This window comes from Methylomonas sp. 11b, assembly GCF_000515215.1.
In the GTDB taxonomy this organism is placed as follows: domain Bacteria; phylum Pseudomonadota; class Gammaproteobacteria; order Methylococcales; family Methylomonadaceae; genus Methylomonas.
Map to the genome: position 1 here is coordinate 3,709,609 of NZ_KI911557.1, position 19,167 is coordinate 3,728,775.

Consider the following 19,167-nt stretch of genomic DNA (forward strand, 5'->3'; position numbering starts at 1 on the left):
GGAGCGATAGCGAATGGAATTGTTAGCGGGAGCGCGTATTGCCTTGACGCCACGGCCGGTTGAACGCCGGATTGCGGCGCTGCAAGCGGCCATGCTCGGCCATTGTCCGGGCCGGGTCAGGCTTGAGCGCCTGCTGCAATTGCCGGCGGCGCTGGCTGATATGCGTGCGGTCGGATACGGCTTGGCGGTCGATGCCTTGTTGCGCCCCGGTGCTGTCAGCGAACTTTACCATCTGCCGATACCGTTGCAGTCCAGCGCCGAATTTCACGACATTTTCCCGGATGCGCTGGATTCCGAGACCGCATACGTCAGCCTGTTAGCCGGTAAAAAAGCCTGGCTGGGGCTGGCGGTAGACGATTTTTTCTCCAACGGCGGTGAAAAACTGTGGGTGCTTCGTATACCGGAAAGTGCGGGACAAGCCGGTTTTCTGCCCGCTGCCAACACGCAATTGCACGATATTGCTACCCTCCAAGGCTTGGCCTGTGTATTGGTGATTCCGGCCTTGGGCGTAGTGAGTTTTCCCGATTTGGAACGTCTGCAAATACCGCCGCGCCTGCCGGATATTCCCAGGGTACGTCTTGAAAACAACGATCCGCAGTTCCTGCCGTGCACGCAAAATACCGATGACGATCACCGCGAACGCCGTTACAGCAATGAGTTAATCGACATGCCGCCGCCTTGGCAATTGCCGCAGGTGTTGCGCGGCATGCTGCAATTCATCAGCAGTCATCGGCCGGATTTGCAATGTCTGTTCACCTTGCCGCTGTCCTACTCCGGCGAACTGGATAGCCCGGTAATCGATCCGGCGGCTTTGAGCGCACTGGCCGGGTATCAAGAAAATCGGGATGCGGCGCAAGCGCTAAGGTATGTGCAGTTTTTGTTTCCATACTTACGCGGGCCGCGCTTTGCCTTGCATAGCCCGGTTGGTTTGATCGCCGGCCAGCAGGCGGCAGCGGCGCGCCGCGACGGCCCTTGGCGCTCGATGGCGGCCAAACCCTTAAACACTGACGCTTTGCCCTATCCGCGTTTGTCCATCGCCCAAACCTTGGTGTTACGCGATAAGCCCGGCATCAGCGTGATCAACTATCGCCATTCGTTTAGCGGCGGCGCGCAACTCAGTCTCGACGACGAACGCCTCGTGGTGCCAGCCTTGCCGGTCGCCGATTATCCGTTCGACCGCCAGCGATACGACGGTTTTCGTTCCGCGGAAGTGATGCGTTTCCTGGGTTTTTTGCGCCGGCAATTGCAGGCCTTGGGCGAGCAATTGATCTTTAATCTGGATTACCGCGACCCCCGCCCGCGTTTGCTGCTGGAACAGTTTTTCCGGCGTTTATACAGCCAGGGTGCGTTGCGCGGCGCGTCTGCGGAGCAAGCTTTCTCGATCAGCGAATCGACACCGCAGGAAGGGGCGGTGCTCTACGAGATCATGCTGGCGCCGGCCTTTCCGATAGACAAGCTATTTCTGACCTTCGCCAATCTGAACGGCGAATGGCGTTCGGAGGTGGTCGATGGCTGAAGTCAGCGAATTCGTCGCCTTTCGCTTCAAGGTCAATCTGTACAACAGCGACCAGAGCAGCTTGTTATGCAGCGGTTATTTCAGCGAAGTGACCGGCTTCGAAGCGACGATGGAACCTAAGGTCATCAACGAGGGTGGCCATAATTGGGGTGAACATCACCGCTCCGGGCCGACTAAATTCGCGCCGATTATTTTGAAACGCGGCGTCACCGACATCAACGATTTATGGTCCTGGTTCGACATCACCACCAGCCAGGCCAACTACGGTTACCGGCTGAGCGGCGAGATTATCGTGTTCGGCAATCCCAGCGTCAGCGGCGGCAACGTCACCGATAACGCGGTGCTGGTTTGGAAACTCAGCGGGGTGTTGCCGACCAAGTTCAAAGGCCCGGATTTGTCGGCCACTGCCAGCCAGGTGGCGATCGAAGAACTGCATCTGGTGCATCAAGGCCTGGAATTGCAAAGGCCGGCTCCAACCAGTACGCAAGGCAGGGGGACAGCATGATAGCCATAGAACGCGGCAAACTGATCCCGGTCAACGGCGACAACGACAGTCCTGATCTGGATAACGCCATCGACGTGCAATTCAATCCGTCCAGCCTGAAAGTCAGTCTGGCGAACACGTTGAAAGAAAACGCCCGCAACGGCAATAGTCGCGCCGCGCAGTTTGTCGATAAGAGCTCGTCCAACTTGACCATAGAACTGATTTTCGACACCACGTATATCGAAGCGCCCGGCGGCGGAGAGGGCGGCGGGCAGACCGCCAGCAGTGCCGGCAGCAACAGCAGCTCCAAGAAAGCCATCGAGCAGGGCTCGGACGTGCGGCTGGAGACCAAAAAAATTGCCGATACCTTTATTAAGCCGGTAGAAGACGGCAAAAAAATGAAGGCGCCTAAGCGCTGTTTATTTCAATGGGGGGCGTTTGAGTTTTTGGGCCTGGTACAGAGCTTTGACGAAACCCTGGATTTCTTCTCGCCGGAAGGCCGGCCGCTGCGCGCCACCGTGTCCTTAAAGCTCAGCGAAGACCGCTACCAATTCCGTAACCGTGCTGTGGAGCAAGCCGCCCGCAACACGCCCAGCCTGAGTTCGACCGGCGCCGGCCCGCAAGGCGGTTCCGGACAGAATGCCGCACCGGTGCCCGGCGGTAGCGGCGAAGGTGCCGGTAACTGGCGGGATACTTCGCTGTTTAACGGCATAGAGTCACCGAGAATGCCGTCTCTATCGGTGGTGGCGGTGCCTAGCCTGAGCTTGAGTGCTTCGGTGGGCATTAGCGGTGGGATGGGTTTTGGCTTAAGTGCTGGCGTCAATATCAGTGGTGGTATCTGCGCCAATGTTTCGGCAAGCCTGACTGCCTCAGTCAGTGTCGGTGGCGGCGCTGTCGCCGGTTCGACCAATAGTGCCGGCGGGGCAAAAGCTGCGCCACAAGCGGTACCACCGGCAAGTCCGGCGTTTAAATTCGGCAATTCCGCCAGCCTAGGTACCGGCATTGAAGGTGCGTTCAGCCCGGCTGGAAAAAAGGGCAGCTTGAATGCAGCTAACATTCAGACAGGCAGTGTGCCGCTAAGAGTCGATGCTGCGCAAACCTTTGGCGGCGTGCAAAACGGACAAGCGGTAACTGCGGCGACCGGAGGGAGACCCTTATCAACAGCCGCCGCGAACCAAGCCGGTTCGGCAACTGTGACCCGCAAAAGTAGCGGCGTATCGGTAAGCAGTTTATTAAAAGCCGCCGCCGACAGTGGCGTTGGTTTCGATTGAGCAGGAATTAGAAATGCCGGTTTTGATAGACGAAGTGATATTGGACGTGCAAGACGGTGTCACCGAATCCGCCGAGCAACAACCGGCTGCCCAGCAGACGCCGTTGTCGCCTGCGGAACTCGAATTGACGCAAATGCTGGAATTGATCAGGCAGAGGCAGGAGCGGTTGAGGATTGATTGAGAGGAGAAAGTTGAGAACATAGATTTTAATCCCCTCACCCTAGCCCTCTCCCGGAGGGAGAGGGGATTTGTAAAAGGGTTTTAGGAGACTTTAAGTTGCGGAAGCGGTTTCTTCCCGTATGCCGCGCCGAGCACCGGAGCTTTTGAACGGACAAATCGGCAGGATAGCCGATTTGCATGCGGAGCACCCGTGAGGGCGAGGTACAGGGACGTACCGAGTGAGCAGCCCGTAGGGGCGCCGCATGGATGCGGCGCGTTGTCGAAGGGGCAGGAAGCCCCTTTCGGCAACCCCGTTCAAAAGCGAGGAGCGCAGGGAATAAGCGGCATCCGGGTGGCCTTTCTTTTGGTGATTTTTCTTTGGCGGAGCACAAATTCGCCTGGAGCGAATTTGAACAGCCGACTGGCTGGCCCGCAGGGCGAAAACCACGGACGGTTTTCGTAGCGAAAGTATCGCGGTTGTCGGTCCGCGAACCGACATTAGAAAAACCGTCGCGTTAGCGACTCAAAAATAAATAAACAACAACAAATAAAAACAACACTATGCCCGAAACCGCCTTCACCAGCTCCCGCCCAACGATCAAGATCGACGGCGAACAACGCGATGACCTGCAGCAGGCCTTGCTGGCGATGCAAGTCAATCTGCCCTTGCACGGCTGCGCGCATGCCGAATTGCAGCTGTCCAATTGGGGTAGGCCGGAGGGTGGGCAAGATCCTGACTTTGCCTTGAACGACATAGCCTTGGGTGCCGGCGTCGAGATCGAAATGGGCAGCGACACCCCGCAACAGCTGTTCAGCGGTGAGATTACCGCGATAGAGGAAAGCTACGGCGAAGGCGCGCCCAACATCGCGCTGCTGCTGCAAGATAGACTGCACAGATTGGCGCGCAGTCGGCATAACCGCAGCTTTGAAGATCAAAGTCCTGACGATTTAGTGCAAGCCGTCGCCGGCGAGGCTGGCCTGCAAGCCGATGCCGCGCTGTCCGCCATCACCGCCACTTGGCACCAACTCAACGAAAGCGATTTGGCGTTTTTAATGCGGATCGGCAATCGCTTCGATATTGCGGTGCGGCTGGACGGCAATCGTCTGCGCGCCAAGGCCGAAGAATCCGATCCTAATCCGATCGAGCTCAGCGCCCAGGACAGTGCCCTGAAAGTACGCTTGATCGCCGATTTGAATCATCAACCGCTCAGCAGTCAGGTCAATGGCTATAACCTGGCTAGTGCTGAACCAGTGGATTTTACCGCCGACGCAATGACGCCGGCGCCCAGCGGCACCAGTGCGGCGGCGGCTTTAGGCAATCTGAGCTGGCCCGGCCCGGAAATTGTCCCGCAGCCGTTTCCCGGCACCAGCAGCGAGGCTGAAGCCTACGCCAAGGCCGCGTTCAAACGCCAAGCCAAACGCTTTATTCAAGGCGAGATCGTCTGCCAAGGCGAGGCGACCCTAAAACCAGGCCGGGAAGTGGAATTGGACGGCGTGTCGCCGCGCCTGAAAGGCCGCTACCAAATCGTGCATTGCGTGCACCGCTTCGATAACAACAGCGGTTTCGAAACGCATCTTAAAGTCAATAAAGGCGGGTGGCAGTCATGAACAGTCACGCCTTGGGCAATCTGCACAGTTTGCAACTCGGCCAGGTCACCGACAACGCCGACCCGGATAGCCGTGGCCGCATCAAGGTGCGCTTGCTGGCGACGCAGATGGAATTATGGGCCGGCGTCGTCGCGCCGTCCGCCGGTCAGGGGTACGGTGCCAGTTTTGTGCCGCGTCTGGAAGAAATCGTGGTGCTGGCCTTCATCAACCCGGAAATGCCGTTGGTGCTGGGCAGTGTTTGGGCCGGTAGCAGCAGCGTGCCGGCAGAGGCCGATCCGCAGGAAGATCATTATGTGATCCGCACCCCGCAGGAAACGGTGTTGGATTTCGACGACGGCAACGGCCCGAAAGTGGAATTGCGTACCCGCTCCGGTTACAAGATTTCGATAGACGAAGCCGGCGGCGGGGAAATCGTTATCGAGCGCGCCGACCAGAGCGTTACGCTCAACAGCAGCAGCATTGCGGTGCGCAGCAGCGGCAGCGTCACGGTCGATGCCAGCACAGTCACCATTAACGCCAGCATGGTGACGGTGAATGCCAGCATGTCCAAGTTCAGCGGCGTGGTGCAAGCCGACACCGTGATCGCTACCTCGGTGGTGGGCAGTTCCTACACGCCGGGCGCCGGCAATATTTGGTAAGGGATTATGAAAATAGAGCAGGCGCTGCATCCGCTTAAATTGAAACCGCCGTTTTATCAAGAGGGCGGACAATGCGGCTTGCATCGTTATCTGGATGCGGAGTTTATTAATCGCTTCAAGCAGGACATGCAGCGTCGCCAGTTTGATTTGCCACAGTTCAATGCCTGGCAGCAGGAGGAACGTCACAGTCGCCATGGCCAGCAGCCGGTGCTGCGCCTACCGCTGCATCGGGCCTTTCATATTGTCAGTTGCGAAGTGGTTTGCGACCGCTTCGGCGAGCCGGCGCTGGATCCGCAAAAAATTAGCTCGGCCGGCTTCGTGATTCGCCGGCTCAGTGGTGGTCGCGAGCAGGCCTGGATGCTGGAAGACGGTGAAGCGTTGGGCTGGCAAGACGCGCCCAGCGAACTGCGTGACCCTGATTTGCATCGCCGGCTGTGCGCCAACGGCGTGCTGCACAAACGCGATGATCAGGCGGCCTATAGCGGCGAGGAAGTACATCCCTTGCATGTGTTAAAAACCAGCGATGCCAACCGTAAAACCCACACGCTGTTGTTCGGTTATTTGCCGCTCGGCGGTTTTTATTATCTGCGTGATGTCAGTCAGGCTTTCGATAGTACCGATCAAGCGCAAACCGCCAGCGTCGCGGCGGCGATGTTGCCTTGGCCGTTCGGTTATCGGCAGCCGTTGAATCAAACCTGGCTGGCCGAACACAGCAAGCCGGTGGCGCAAGGCGTAGCCAGCAAAGCCTGTTTCGAGTTGCTGAGAATGCTGGTCAACCGCTATCACCTCGGCGAAGCCGGCATTGCCGAGAATGCCGTGCTGGAAAATAAAGCGCAGCAACTGTGGCTGTACGACGAAGCCAAACTGCCGGCGGGTTTGCAAGGCCAAGCCTACACCGAAATCAGCCAGGGCTTGTTCGCCGCATATCGGCAGCAAAGCTTTTACAGCTATCTACAAGCCTGCTTTGCATTAGGCGGCGAAAACCCGCTGGTGCGTTGGCTAATTCTGCAAGAACAAGTGATCGATGCGGTCGGCGGCTTGGACAAATTAGGGGCATTACCGGCCTTGCCGAATGCCAACGGTGTGGGCAATCTCAATTTGACCCTGTTGCTGCTGGCCGCCGATGCCCAGGAAATTCGAGTGTTGCTGGGCCAACGCCTCAGCGATCAGGCTCTGAGCAAGGTCAAGGAAATCCCTCTGCCCAAGTTTGCGCAAAATGCAGGCGATGTCTATCAAATAGTGGCCTTCGTCCGTGCCAAAAACGATCAGGGGCAAGAACAGATTCAATGGGCCAATGCCGACACCCGCAGCATTCACTTCCGCGTCGCCGCGCCCTTCGATCCGGATGCCAGCCGACCAGCCTTGATCCAGATGCCGTCGTTGGCCGATCTGCGCCGTGGTCTGGCCAAGGGCGCGGCGATGATTACGCCGGCCGATACCTTCGATTTGATGAACAAGCTGAAATTGAACAAAGGCGCCAGCGAAGACACGGTAAAAGACACTTCCGGCCCGGATTTTGGCATTCAATGGATTTGTTCGTTTAGCTTGCCGGTGATTACGCTGGTGGCGATGATTTTGCTGATGATCATGATCTCGCTGCTGAACATCGTGTTTTTCTGGCTGCCGTGGGTACGGATTTGCTTGCCGTTTCCAAAAATCAAAGGAGATTAAGGATGCGTACGCCGGTACCGGAAATTTTGAGTTGGCCCCTGGGAAATATCGACTCCGACGGGCGCTTGAGCTGGACGCGTGACGATCAGAGTATTCGCGAAGTGATGCTTAACATCCTGCTGACCCGGCCCGGGGAACGCTTGCAACGGCCAAACTTCGGTGCCGGTTTATTAAACTTCGTACATCAACCCAATAACGAAACCACCCGGCATTTGATTGCGGGTGTGGTGCGCAAATCGCTGGAGACCTGGGAACCTAGAGTGGAAATCGACGAAGTGCAAGTGCAGGCCAGTCCGGCCAGCGTCGCCGATGTGCATATCAATATCCGCTACCGGCTGCGTAACAGCCAGCGTCCGGCGGAACTGGGATTCACGCTAAACCTGAGCCTGCCGGCTTGAGGCTGCAAGAGAGGCCGCTATGCCATTACCGGTACCGAATTTAGACGACAGACGCTTCGACGACCTGGTTGCCGAGGCCAAGGCGCGGCTGGCGAGCCATTTGCCGGAACTGACACAGATTGCCCCCGGCGACCCGCTCAACAGCTTTGTCGATTTGTTCGCCTGGCTGACCGAAACCATTTTGTATCGCGCCAATTTAATTCCGGAGCGCCAGCGCCGGGTATTTTTGAATTTGTTGCAAATTCCGGTGCGCGCTGCCCGACCAGCCAAAGGCATCGTCAGCGTTGACGCTGGGCCGACCAGCGTGTTGCCGGCGGCATTATTGGCGGACGGCAGCCAACTGCGGGCTGGAAAACAGATTTTGACGGCGGTTGGCGAATTGCAACCCACTTGCCTGAGCTTGCAAGTGTTGATTAAACAAAAGCTGGAGGCTGCCGATTTGGCCGCGCTGGGTTTGACTTTGCAGGATTTGCAGGAGCAGTACGGTTTGCGCAACGGCCAACGCCCGGAGCCGTTTCAGCCGCGCCGCTTCGAGCCGGTTAAGGAAGTGCTGGATCTGACCGGCAGTCTGGATCGTAGCTTTTACCTGGCCTGCATCGCCCCCCGGCAACTGGAAGGCCAAATTGCCTTGCTGCGCAGCCATCTGGCCGGCATCGCCTTTAACATTGGCATCGCGCCCGCCGACGATTTGGACGGCGAAGCGATTAACGAGCTGAATCCGCGTAAGCTGATCTGGGAGCTGGTTTCCACCGGCGAGGCCGGCGAAACGATTTATCTACCATTGGATGTGCTGGCCGACAGCTCGAAAGGCGGTCGGCAGACCGGCGTGGTGCGCTTGCGCTTACCCAAAAATCCGGCGCTGTTTCAGGCTTTTGTGCCCACCGATCCTATGTTTAGCGGTGTCGGCGACCGGCCGCCGGAATTGGCTGATCAGGTCGAAGCCGGTCGGGTGGCTCTTTGGTTGCGCTTACGTTGTCCGGAACATCCCACGTTACAACTGGGCTACCTGGGATTGAACGCCGTCGATGTGCTTGCTCAAGGTTTGCAGCAGGATTTACTGGTGGGCATGGGTACTGGTCAGCCCGATCAGGTGGTGGTATTGCCTGATCAGAATATCGAGGCGGCGACCTTGCAACTGGATGTCGAGGAAAATGGTGCCTGGGTGCGTTGGCAGCAGGTGGCTTTTCTGGCCGGTCAAGCCGCCGATGCTAGAGTATATCGACTCAATCCACAGTCCGGCTATGTCTACTTTGGTGACGGTACGACCGGGCGCCGTCCGCCGTCAGGTAGCCGGATTCGTATCGCGGCTTATCTGTTTGGCGGCGGCAGCGCCGGCAATATCCCCGCCGGCACCATCAAAGAGGTGGTTAACGGCAGTTCGCGCTACAAAATTCGTCACGAATGGCCCTTGCAAGGTGGTTTGGATGCGGAGACCGTCGAACAGGCCGAAAAACGCATCCCGCAATTTCTGACTCATCGCAATCGGGCGGTGACCCAGCAGGATTTTAAAATCATCACCGAGGCCAATCCGCTGAATCCGGTGGCCCGCGCCGAAGTATTGGTCGGTTTTCTGCCCGGCGCCAGCATCCGCGCGGCGCGGGACGGTGTGCCGGGTGTGGTCAGCGTATTCGTGCTGCCGCCGGCCGAAACGGCTGTGGGTCACACGCCCAAACCTAATCAAGGCTTGTTGAAGGACGTGTTTGCCTACTTATTGCAGCGGACCATGGTCGGCACCGAGCTGTATGTATTAAGTCCGGAGTTTGTGCCGATTGCCGTCAGTGTAAAAGTGCAGGTGCGCGACATCGAAACCGAGCAACAAACCCTGCGCGAAGTGCAGCAGACTTTGCTGGAATATCTGTGGCCCCTGGCGCCCGGCGGCGCGCGCGGTGCTGGGTGGCCCTTGGGCGGTGCGGTGCGCGCCAACGAATTATTGACTCAAGCAGCACGGGTGGCCGGGGTGCAGGCCGTGAATAGCTTGAGTCTGTTTCAACGAGGCAGCAATGGCTGGCGCCGCTTGCCAGCCGACGAAACGATCAGTCTGACTCAGTATCAGTTGCCCGAACTGCTGGGTGTGCGCGCTGACGGAGGTTCCGGCACGCCGGCTTTGCCGGACGGTATTGGTTTGCTGGAAGGCCAAACCCCGGACGACAGTCTGGGCGTGGCTGTACCGGTAATACCGGACATTTGTTGAGGGTGAGCGATGGACGTCAACAACACCCCGTATTTTTTACTGAAAGGCCAGGCCGATTTCGAACAGGGCTCCAGCCATTTGAACTGGAATGCCGGTTTGCAGGCGCTGACGCTGGCACAAAACCAGGTTTTGCGTTTGCCGGCCTCCGATCCGGCGGCGGCTTTGCTGGCGTGGCAGAACAGTGCGCCGCTGGCCTTGGACAGTTTTAATCAGATTGGGCGTTTGAGTGCCGACGGCGCTCGCGTCGAATTCAATAGCGGTCGCGGCTACCTGACTTTGCAGGACAACGAGTTGCGAGATGTCGCTGCGCCGCAGGGCCGGTTTGCCGATATGGCTTTCGCGGCGGTCGCGAGCAGCGGCAAGCCGGACTTCGGGCAACCAGCCGGCGACGGCAGATTGGCCTTGCCGTTCAGTGACGGGGTTAATCAGCATGGTTTGCTGTTGTTTCATCTGGCCCGGCGCTGGCAAACCTTTTGCGAATGGGACAATGCGGAAGGCGAGGACGTGGCGTCGCAAATGCCGCTAAGGGCGTGTATCGACGCCGAGCAGCGAATCTGGCTAATCAGTAATTCCGGTTTGATGTTGTGCAGCGGTCAACCACTGCCCTTGCCGTACACGCCGCAACCGGTGCGCTTCGAACCCGAGCAGGCCAATCCGCATCCGTTAACCCGCATCTGGCAGCAAGCCTTACCCGAGGGCTTGCAGGCCCTGGCCCTGTGTTGCGATTTGCAGCAGCTTTATATCTTGTGCCACGACGGCGCCGGCGCGCAGGCCATATTGACCCGGCCTCTATCGGCATTAGCTGATGCGCCATTCAAAGCCTACGCCTGTCCTGCGGAATTGCCTTTCGCTATCGATTTGGCTTTGGCTGCCGATTCGGCTTTGCCGGACAGCGGCCGGCTGGCGGCTTTGGTGCCGCGCGCGGCTGATGATCTGAATTTTGCGCAACGCGATTGCCCGGTATTGACCCTGCATTGGGATAGCGAAACCAACACCGGCCAGGCCCGCTTGCTGCACGAGCGTTATCCAATGTTGTCGCAAGCCTTACCGCGTTTTGTCAGCAGCGCCGACGGCCAGCTGCGTTATCAAGCCGAGGCCGATCCGGATTTTCCTCAGATTGTGCCGCGCCCCAGAGAATTACACGCCTTGCGCCGGCCGCAGTTTCATCTGGAAGGCACGGCTTTGCTGCATGAGCTGGATTCCGGCCAAGTCGATACCCAATGGCACAGGCTGTATCTGGATGCCTGCATTCCGCCCGGCTGCGACATTCAGATTGCGGTGCGGGTATTTGCCAGCAGGCAGGCGGTTCGGCCCAAGCCTATCGAGCAACCCGCGCCGTTATGGAATCCGTTGCCGTCCGAATTGCCGTTCGCGCCCAGCTTGGCGGGCCAGCAAACCGGTACTAGCGGTCTGTTCGAAATTTTGTTGCAACAGCCTTCCGGTCGGGTGCGGCAGTTGCGCGGACGTTATCTACAAATTCAAGTGACCTTGCGCGGCGACGGCCGGCAAAGTCCGGCCTTGCACGCCATCAGGGTGTATTACCCACGGTTTTCCTATCAGGAAGCTTATTTCCCGGAATTTTACCGGCAGGGGCTCAGTTATGACCCGGGGCAAGTCGTCGGTCCGGCCAATGGCGCTGATGTGCGAGAGCGTTTGCTGGCAGCCGTCGAAGGCGTGTTGACCCCCTTGGAAGGCCGGATTGCCGCCAGCGAGCAATTGCTTGCTCCGGAGGCGACGCCTGCCGCTAACCTGCCTTGGCTGGCCGAGGCGGTCGGTGGCCGCCTGCCAAGCCACTGGCCGGAAGCCCGGCAGCGGCGCTGGCTAAGGGATGTGACCCTGATTCAACAATACAAGGGCACATTGGCGGCGCTGAATCTTGCCTTAGATATTGCCAGCGACGGTGGCGTGCAGCGTGGCGAAATCGTGGTTTTAGAGAATTTCCGCTTGCGGCGCACCATGGCGACAATACTGGGTGTAGACATGGACGACGGCGATCACCCCTTGACCTTGGGTACCGGCATGAGCGGCAACAGCATCGTCGGCGACAGCTTGATTCTGTCGGAAAGCGATGCCCGGCAATTTCTGGCTTTGTTCGCCCCGGAGTTGGCGACAGTTGACGAGGCGGCGCAGGTCAAAGCGTTTTTCGAGGAATACGCGCACCAAGTCAGCATCTTGCTACACGGGCGGGCGGTGAGTTTGCGGACTGCTGTGGAAGACATTTTGACGGAACAGCTACCGGCGCATTTGCAATACCGGATCATCGAAACCGAACACCCCTTCGTGCTAGGTATTGCGCCGCTGCTGGGCATGGATACCTTTATAGAAACCGCGCCGCCGTTCCGCCGCGTGACGCTGGACGACACTTATCTGGGCCGCGAGGGGATCTTGAAAAACCCGGCGGCATTTTCACCGGAGGACATCAATGCGTTGGCGTTGTGATTATCGGATTCTTCAAGTCCGCCAAACTGATCAGGCGGTTTCGGGGCGTATGTCCGGAGATCGTCAAGGTGTTGATGTTGGGGTGATATCAATCGCCCTCCACGCAACGCGTGGCACCGTATTCCGCGCCACCGGGCGAATGAATTCGCCCCTGCAGCAATTGGCTAATTTCCTATTAGAGGCCCGATTAGGGCCATACGCGGAGGCCGCATGGATACCCTAGACGATTTCACCACGCTGGAACAGGACGCCAGTATGTCCGAACCCTTGCGCCGCGTGGCTTACGAGGCCGGGATGATGCTGGGACTGGAAGCGACCCGCGACGAACAGGCCTACCATCGCCGCCGACTGACCCGTCATCAATATTGGCTGCAAGGTTACGGCACACTGGCGGGCATGGTGGTGAGCATGGCACCCGCGACGCACCCCAACAACACAGACAATCTAACCGTGCGCTTGCTGGTTAGTCCCGGTATCGGCATCGACGGCCTGGGCCGCGAGGTGCTGATCCACGAGCCTTATTGCATCAATCTCGGCGACTGGCTGGCGGCGCAATCCGAGAGTCATCTGCGCGAAGGTTACAGCGACGCCGACAATTTGCTCTGGCTGAAAATCTGCGTGCGGCAAAAAGACTGCCCGGTGGCGATGCAGCCGGTGCTGGCGCGCAAGCTCAATCTCAGTACCGACGCGGTGCAACCTAGTCGCACCGCCGATAGTGTGCGTCTGGAATTGATTCCGGAATTGCCGCCGCCAGCGGCAGACGATGATTATCAACCTTGGGCTTGCCATCAGGCGCTGCCGGTGGTGATGCCGGCGTTGTCGGCCGCCGAACAAGCCTTGTTGCAGCAAGTGCAAAACGATAATGTCGAGGCCGGTGCGCAACTGGCGCTGCATGCCCGTTTGCTGTACGCGCTGGATGGAAACGGCGTTAATCCCCAACAACTGCAAGACGAGTTGGAGGAGGGCGCCCGCTTGCTACTGGCCAGGATTAGCATCAGCGTCGCAGACATCAACGCCATTCTGGTCAACCCGCAATTAATCTCGATCAACAACTTGGTGCGGCCGTTCCTGGCCACCGCCAGCCAATTGGCCTGGCTGGCGCGCCAGCCCTGATCATGGAGGGTATATGAGCGAAATTTTATTTCAACCTCTCGGTAATCCGATTGCCGCCGGGCTGGCGCTGGATCAGGTCGCCGACATCGATCCGCGTCTGACCCGCAGCCATTATTTCGATGGCCGCTTGCTGACTGCCGAAGACCTGACCCGTGATCAAATCTATCTGGATCAGCGCTTGCGCGAACTGGGCCGGGTGCTGGGCAGCGGCATAGTTGGCGGTTTAGCATTGAGCTTCGACCGCTTCACCGGCTTGCTGACTTTGGAACCGGGTTTGGCAATGACGCCGGCCGGCCGGGTACTGGAGCTGGGTAGCCGGCTGATCGTCAATCTGCGCGACCGGGCCCTGATCAGCGGCTTGAACGACGGCAATTTTTCCAACCTGAACCGAGGTTTGTACGCAGTCGTGCTGCGGTATGCCGATGTCGGTACCGACATTGCAGAGGTGTTTCCGAAAGATTTAAGTGCAAAGCGCGGTTTTCAATACGCGATGATCACAGAGTCGGTGCAGATGGGCCTGGTGCCGTTGCCTATTCCATTGCCGCAGCAAAGTCCGTTGCAGATTCGGGCCCGACTGATGCGGGAGTTGCTCGGCGACGATCAACTGCATGGCTTATTGCCGGAAGACGCCGTGGCCTTGGGTTTGGTGGCGATACAGGAAGGCGCGCCGCAGTGGCTGGACGCACAATTGCTGCGGCATCCCTTGCGCGCCGAACCGGGCATAGACTCATTGCAAAGCGATTTGTCGCGGCAATATGAAGCTCTGCTGGCCGACATTCTGGTTAATCGCCGTAGCGGCGGCCTGACCGGCGATTTTCATGCCAGCGATTATTTTTCCTTGCTGCCGCCGGTCGGCAGTTTGCCCAAGGAAGTGGTCGATCCGGTCAACGGTCGGCAGGGCTATTTCCCGGAAAACTACCAAGTGGCGATTGCGCCGTTACGGCAATCCGACGTGGAACAGATCCGCGCCGAATCCCTGGCTTTGCCGCCCATTGATTTAAGCAACGGCGAGCCGGTGGACATCGTGGTGCTAGTGCCGCTGTCCAATTTGGATTACGGTCATTACGCCGCGCAACTGGAACGTAATTTCGATCCGAATAAACGTCTGCTGCCGCAACTGGATCTACTGCGCCTGAAACTGTATCCGGTCAGGCCGGTACATGCGCTGGACACCGACCAGGCGGCTTGGCAGGCCATCTGGGACCGCTTCGGCAGCAACGCGCCGTTGTACGTGCGTCGGCCCAGTCGCGCGGCGGAAACCTCGATCAGCGGCATAGTGTTAGCGCTGGGCACGTCCTTGCCGGCACCGCCCGAAGTGGTGGGCGGACCGGCAGACGGCGGCGGTTTGATCGACGACGAAGACAGCGTGTTTTTGAAACGGGTCAATTATCCGATGCTGGCCGAACTGCGCGTTCCGAGAGACGATGCCGGCCGCGAGGCATTAGCTGCTTTGGTGGAGTCTTTCAGTGAATCAACATTAGTCGCCGCCAGCCAACGCATCTTGCTATTGGTGGAGCGCCAATACGACCCGGTCATCTGGCAAACCCTGCAACAGCTGGCTGCCGCGAATAACCTGGATGCATTTTTGGTTGCATTGCGAGCCAAGCCAGTCAACCAGACAACTCGCGAATTGGTTGTTGCAGGTGGTGCGGCGTTGGGTTTGGAGAATGGTTTAATCGGGCAATGGGTGGAGTTGGTGCCGTGATGGGGTGCTTGAGAAACGCTTAGTTGCTTTGCAATGCTTTAAGAGGATGGGGAAATTGGCGGTTTTAAATCCCCTCACCCTAGCCATCTCCCGGAGGGAGAGGGGACTGTTTCGACTTTTGATGAGTAATCAATAGCTTTGGGTTGGAGGGGAGTGTTATCTCGCCTGTCGGTGCGAGAACCGACATTAAAAACATCCGTCGCGCTAGCGACACAATAAAAGTTGTTCCAGGTCGGGGAAAGTTTATGCGAACAAAATTTCCCCAACAGATATTGAAAGAAGAGTAAGGAGTAGCCATCATGTCCATGATCCTGCTGCATAACCCAATCGCCAGCTCCCGCAGCTTGCAGCGGGTGCACATGTTTCCCGGCCGGCATCTGGGCGAGGAAGAGTTCGACCGCGAACAGGCGTATGCCGATGCGCGCCTGGCTACTGTTTTACAGAGCAAAACCGCCGGCATCGTCCATGGCCTGGATTTACAATTGGGGCCCAACGGTGTATCCGAACCCGGTTTTAGCGTCAGTGCCGGCTTGGCTTTGGCCGCCAATGGCCAGGCGCTGGGTCTTTACTATCCGCTACGTGCCGAGTGGCAGGATTTGATCGACGCCTACCTAATCCGCAACCAGGTCACCAGCGCGGTCGGTGTTTATTATCTGATGCTGACCCGCGGCGACCGGGAAATCGACGGGTCGGGCGTCGATCCGTGTCAGCGCACCGAGTTGGACCCGACCCGTGACACTCAGCGGGTATTGGCCGGCAGTCTGGCCTTGCAACGTATCAATATCAGCGACGCCGCCGTCAATACTTGGCCGCGCGAACGCATCGAAAACTGGGTCGCCGCCGACCGGGTCGATGCCGGTTTCATGGCCAAGTTGGGCCATGCCGTACCGCTGGCTTTGCTGGCGGCGGTGAGCAACGAGGATGCCAGCTACCGCATCGCCTGGCTATCTCAAGAAGCCGGCCGCTACGAAGCGGTGCCAAATAGTGGTTACCGGGTTTTGTTGAATCAAAGCGGCGCGGCGATGCGCCGAGTCATGCAAGCGGCAGGATTGCCGGCTAATGCTGAAATTCCGTTGCCGCAATTTCTGCAAGACAATCTGCATCTGGATTTTCTACCGGCAGCCGGTCAGTTGCCGCTGGATTGGCTGCAAAATCCCGCAGAGCCCGCGCCGAATTTGCTCTGGCTGCCCACGCATCTGGGCATAGACATGGTGCCGGTGCCGGAAGAAGCGGTGATCGAGTTGTTAAACGGCCATATCGCCCGGCGGGTAATCGATTTGCGCCAGCCGGCCGGCGATAAGATTCGCTTGCTGTTGGCGGTGAACGAGCCGGATTATCGGCCTAATTTATTGGACATTCCGCAAACCGACAGCGTACTGGAAAGCGATATTTTCCAGTTTTACATGCGTGCTTACGAGGCTTGGCGCAAATGGCGCCAACAATTCGATGCGCTGTATTTCGTCGAACCGTCCAACACCCCGCCTTTGGCTGGCGGCATAGGCGTTATCGAACATGCGGTGCTCGATCCGGCGCAATTCAAAAATCTGGATTTGCCTAAACCGGAAATGCCGCCGGCCTTGCCTTTGACAATTTTCGAGAAAGTCATAGCCCGCGCCAACAGCGAACAACAAGACCCGCAAAATCCCGGTACGCCATATCCCTATAGCAACGGTGTACCGGCGCTGCCGAATTTTTACAGCAATTGGTTAGGTGAAGACGGCAATCCGCCGCCGATAGCCGTGCCCAGCGACGATGGCTTGGTGGTGCAATATGCGGTAGCCCTAGTGGAACTGGAAGCCATCGAAAACCAGATTCGGGCGATCCGCAGCCGGGTCGAGAAAACCCGCGACTTTTTATTATTGCAACGCCAGCAACTGGATTCGCAAACCGTGGCCTTGGCCGCCCTGGCCGGCGGCGTGGCCGGCGACGGCACCGGCTTGCAGGTGGCGCGCTGGTTGCCGTACGCCAATCTCAACGCCACCGAAATTCCCAATAATGTCGAAAAAGCCGTCAGCACGGAAAGTGTGGTCAGCAACGCGCCTAAAGCCGTTTTTGCCACCGCCTCTGCAGGCCTGTTCAACAACGCGGTTAGTAAGATGGCGGCGCCGAAAATCAGCGCCAGTAGTGCCTTGAGCAACAATCTGTTGAGCAACGCGCTGGCGTCCACGTCATCGGTGTCCAAGTCGGCGTTTTTATTGACCAGCAAGCCGCAAACCTATTCGGCGTTTGAATTGGGCATCAACAAAAACCGCCTGGATATGTTGTCGCGCATTACCAAGGAAGCGGTCAGCAAGCCTGCTTTCGAAGCCAAGGAATATAGGTTCGGGGTGATCGATCACATCAGCCCGGAAATCAACGAATATGCCAAGGCCTATTACGGGATGAAGGAATTGCTGGCCACGTTGACCGATTTATTCGACCCCACCGATGCCGCCACCTTGCGCAAACAGATGGAAAAAATCGGCGTGGTGGAAGATGATCAGGCCGGCGCCAATGCCACCAACCCGTTTGAACGTAGCGGCAAACTGGAATCGCCGACCGTGCTGGATAATCTGGCCGACAAAAATGCCCCGAACAATCCGCAGCGTTCCAGCCTGTTGAAGACTCAATATCGCTATCATGCCTTGTTCAAAGCCGGACGGATTTTGACGCAATGGATCGCGATTTTCGAGGCGCGGTACAACAATATCGAACGCAAACTACAAGGCAAATTACGCGAACAAGCCAACAAGCTAGCGCAGATCGACAAGCTGGCAGGATTGATTCGGGTAGCGCGGGAAACTCTGGAAGGTATGGACAGATTCCGCGTCGAGCAACTCGGCGATTACGGCGTCGCGCAGCGTTTGCTGGACGAAGACTGGCGGCAGGTTTGGGCTTTGAATAAGGAACGCACTCGTATTTTGACCAAAGCCTTGCGCGGCCTGTATTACGTCAGAGTGCGCGGCTCGCCGGTCAGCGCGGCCTTGGCCGACCCCTTGACGCTGCGTTACGGCAGCAGCAAGGACATCGTCCCCGGCTGCGACTGGGAAGAAGAAGTGGATTTGCCGGCGGCGCTGGATCCGTTTTTTGCGGCGATCTGTGAAATTCCGATGGACGACTGGGCCGGCTTAAAACCCTTGCGGCCCAGGCTGCCGCCGTTTCAGCAATTCGATTACCTGGGGCAATTGCGCCAGGCCCGCTTCAAGGCCAGGCCCGCCAGCTTGCTGACACCGGCCAATACCGATACCTTGCAGGCCCGCCTGCAAACCGTGCATCTACAAACCCAGATCGTGATGCAGCAATGGGCGAGTTTTAGTTTGCCGGCTTTTACCGCCAGCAGTTTGCAAACCCAGGCCGCAGCCGCCAAGGTGTTGGCTTTGGAAGATCTGGCCGGCGTCGCTGGACCGCTACGCAAACCAGCCCACGAATTGCGCGAGCAGCTGGAGCATTGCCAGTTTTGTTTGCTGGAAAAACTCAATTTACTGCCGCCGTCCTTGCGTTTGCAATGGGGGCAATTGGCGGAAGACGATCAAATTCGGGTCGAAGACGTGTCCTGGTGGCCAGGCATGGATAGGGCGGAAGCCGATGATTTCAATGCCGCCCGCACCGTGTCGGAATTGATCGCCTGGTGGTTTCGGCAGTTGGACCGCGATGCCTCCGCCGCCAGTCGCAGCGCCATGCGCAATATGATTAGGGCAGTGCTGATTCACGCTTCGTTGGGCGATCCGCAGGAAATCATTCGCGGTAATGTGCATGTGCCGCCGCGCTTGGCGGCTGTCGGCGAGCGCTTGCAGGTAAAATTGAATCGGCCGCCTTTGCCGGGCACCCGGCTGCAATTGCTGGATACCGAGCAGCGCGTGGTGGCGGTGCTGGCGGTGGAAGACCACAGTCCGCAGAGCACCCAGGTCACTATCGTCGATATGCTGCAAAGCGGTGTGAAGATCAACACCCGCTTCAGCGTGGTGGCGAACAAGCTGACGCAGCAGCGCTTGTAA

The 19,167-nt window shown here is 58.2% G+C and carries 13 protein-coding genes; all 13 read left to right on the plus strand.

The window, feature by feature from the left end:
- The first annotated feature begins 13 nt into the window (after positions 1–13).
- The 13 genes from METH11B_RS0117845 to METH11B_RS27950 all read left to right on the plus strand — a co-directional run bounded on the left by METH11B_RS0117845 (position 14) and on the right by METH11B_RS27950 (position 19,167).
- On the plus strand, positions 14–1,516 hold the full coding sequence (locus tag METH11B_RS0117845) for a hypothetical protein (RefSeq protein ID WP_026603183.1): 1,503 nt from the start codon (positions 14–16) through the stop codon (positions 1,514–1,516).
- Positions 1,509–2,021: a phage tail protein gene (locus tag METH11B_RS0117850; RefSeq protein ID WP_026603184.1), complete on the plus strand. Its 513-nt coding sequence runs from the start codon at positions 1,509–1,511 to the stop codon at positions 2,019–2,021. The genes METH11B_RS0117845 and METH11B_RS0117850 overlap by 8 nt, the downstream gene beginning before the upstream one ends.
- Positions 2,018–3,271, plus strand: coding sequence for a CIS tube protein (locus tag METH11B_RS27945; RefSeq protein WP_026603185.1), 1,254 nt, complete (start codon positions 2,018–2,020; stop codon positions 3,269–3,271). Before METH11B_RS0117850 ends, METH11B_RS27945 begins: the two co-directional genes overlap by 4 nt.
- 13 nt (positions 3,272–3,284) lie before the next feature.
- On the plus strand, positions 3,285–3,452 hold the full coding sequence (locus METH11B_RS0117860) for a hypothetical protein (protein WP_155931138.1): 168 nt from the start codon (positions 3,285–3,287) through the stop codon (positions 3,450–3,452).
- Positions 3,453–3,991: 539 nt separating this feature from the next.
- Positions 3,992–5,038, plus strand: coding sequence for a phage late control D family protein (locus METH11B_RS0117865; RefSeq protein WP_026603187.1), 1,047 nt, complete (start codon positions 3,992–3,994; stop codon positions 5,036–5,038).
- Positions 5,035–5,676: a phage baseplate assembly protein V gene (locus METH11B_RS0117870; protein WP_026603188.1), complete on the plus strand. Its 642-nt coding sequence runs from the start codon at positions 5,035–5,037 to the stop codon at positions 5,674–5,676. Before METH11B_RS0117865 ends, METH11B_RS0117870 begins: the two co-directional genes overlap by 4 nt.
- Before the next feature lie 6 nt (positions 5,677–5,682).
- Positions 5,683–7,347, plus strand: a complete 1,665-nt coding sequence (locus METH11B_RS0117875) for a hypothetical protein (RefSeq protein ID WP_026603189.1) — start codon at positions 5,683–5,685, stop codon at positions 7,345–7,347.
- 2 nt (positions 7,348–7,349) lie between these two features.
- Positions 7,350–7,745, plus strand: coding sequence for a GPW/gp25 family protein (locus METH11B_RS0117880; RefSeq protein WP_026603190.1), 396 nt, complete (start codon positions 7,350–7,352; stop codon positions 7,743–7,745).
- A gap of 19 nt (positions 7,746–7,764) precedes the next feature.
- Positions 7,765–9,936, plus strand: coding sequence for a putative baseplate assembly protein (locus METH11B_RS0117885; protein ID WP_026603191.1), 2,172 nt, complete (start codon positions 7,765–7,767; stop codon positions 9,934–9,936).
- A gap of 9 nt (positions 9,937–9,945) precedes the next feature.
- Entirely contained in the window at positions 9,946–12,375 is a 2,430-nt protein-coding gene (locus METH11B_RS0117890) for a phage tail protein (protein WP_026603192.1), read from the plus strand.
- A 210-nt stretch (positions 12,376–12,585) separates the two neighbouring features.
- Positions 12,586–13,488 carry a hypothetical protein gene (locus METH11B_RS0117900; protein ID WP_026603194.1) on the plus strand — a complete coding sequence of 301 codons (903 nt, stop codon included), beginning with the start codon at positions 12,586–12,588 and terminating at the stop codon, positions 13,486–13,488.
- Between the two features lie 13 nt (positions 13,489–13,501).
- Entirely contained in the window at positions 13,502–15,193 is a 1,692-nt protein-coding gene (locus METH11B_RS0117905) for a hypothetical protein (RefSeq protein WP_026603195.1), read from the plus strand.
- A 299-nt stretch (positions 15,194–15,492) separates the two neighbouring features.
- Positions 15,493–19,167 (plus strand): hypothetical protein, encoded by a 3,675-nt coding sequence (locus METH11B_RS27950; protein WP_026603196.1) that lies wholly within the window; start codon positions 15,493–15,495, stop codon positions 19,165–19,167.

Bases quoted from the DNA above. Each gene is read 5' to 3' on its own strand.
- METH11B_RS0117845 (WP_026603183.1), top strand. From the start codon at position 14: ATGGAATTGTTAGCGGGAGCGCGTATTGCCTTGACGCCACGGCCGGTT.
- METH11B_RS0117850 (WP_026603184.1), top strand. From the start codon at position 1,509: ATGGCTGAAGTCAGCGAATTCGTCGCCTTTCGCTTCAAGGTCAATCTG.
- METH11B_RS27945 (WP_026603185.1), top strand. From the start codon at position 2,018: ATGATAGCCATAGAACGCGGCAAACTGATCCCGGTCAACGGCGACAAC.
- METH11B_RS0117860 (WP_155931138.1), top strand. From the start codon at position 3,285: ATGCCGGTTTTGATAGACGAAGTGATATTGGACGTGCAAGACGGTGTC.
- METH11B_RS0117865 (WP_026603187.1), top strand. From the start codon at position 3,992: ATGCCCGAAACCGCCTTCACCAGCTCCCGCCCAACGATCAAGATCGAC.
- METH11B_RS0117870 (WP_026603188.1), top strand. From the start codon at position 5,035: ATGAACAGTCACGCCTTGGGCAATCTGCACAGTTTGCAACTCGGCCAG.
- METH11B_RS0117875 (WP_026603189.1), top strand. From the start codon at position 5,683: ATGAAAATAGAGCAGGCGCTGCATCCGCTTAAATTGAAACCGCCGTTT.
- METH11B_RS0117880 (WP_026603190.1), top strand. From the start codon at position 7,350: ATGCGTACGCCGGTACCGGAAATTTTGAGTTGGCCCCTGGGAAATATC.
- METH11B_RS0117885 (WP_026603191.1), top strand. From the start codon at position 7,765: ATGCCATTACCGGTACCGAATTTAGACGACAGACGCTTCGACGACCTG.
- METH11B_RS0117890 (WP_026603192.1), top strand. From the start codon at position 9,946: ATGGACGTCAACAACACCCCGTATTTTTTACTGAAAGGCCAGGCCGAT.
- METH11B_RS0117900 (WP_026603194.1), top strand. From the start codon at position 12,586: ATGGATACCCTAGACGATTTCACCACGCTGGAACAGGACGCCAGTATG.
- METH11B_RS0117905 (WP_026603195.1), top strand. From the start codon at position 13,502: ATGAGCGAAATTTTATTTCAACCTCTCGGTAATCCGATTGCCGCCGGG.
- METH11B_RS27950 (WP_026603196.1), top strand. From the start codon at position 15,493: ATGTCCATGATCCTGCTGCATAACCCAATCGCCAGCTCCCGCAGCTTG.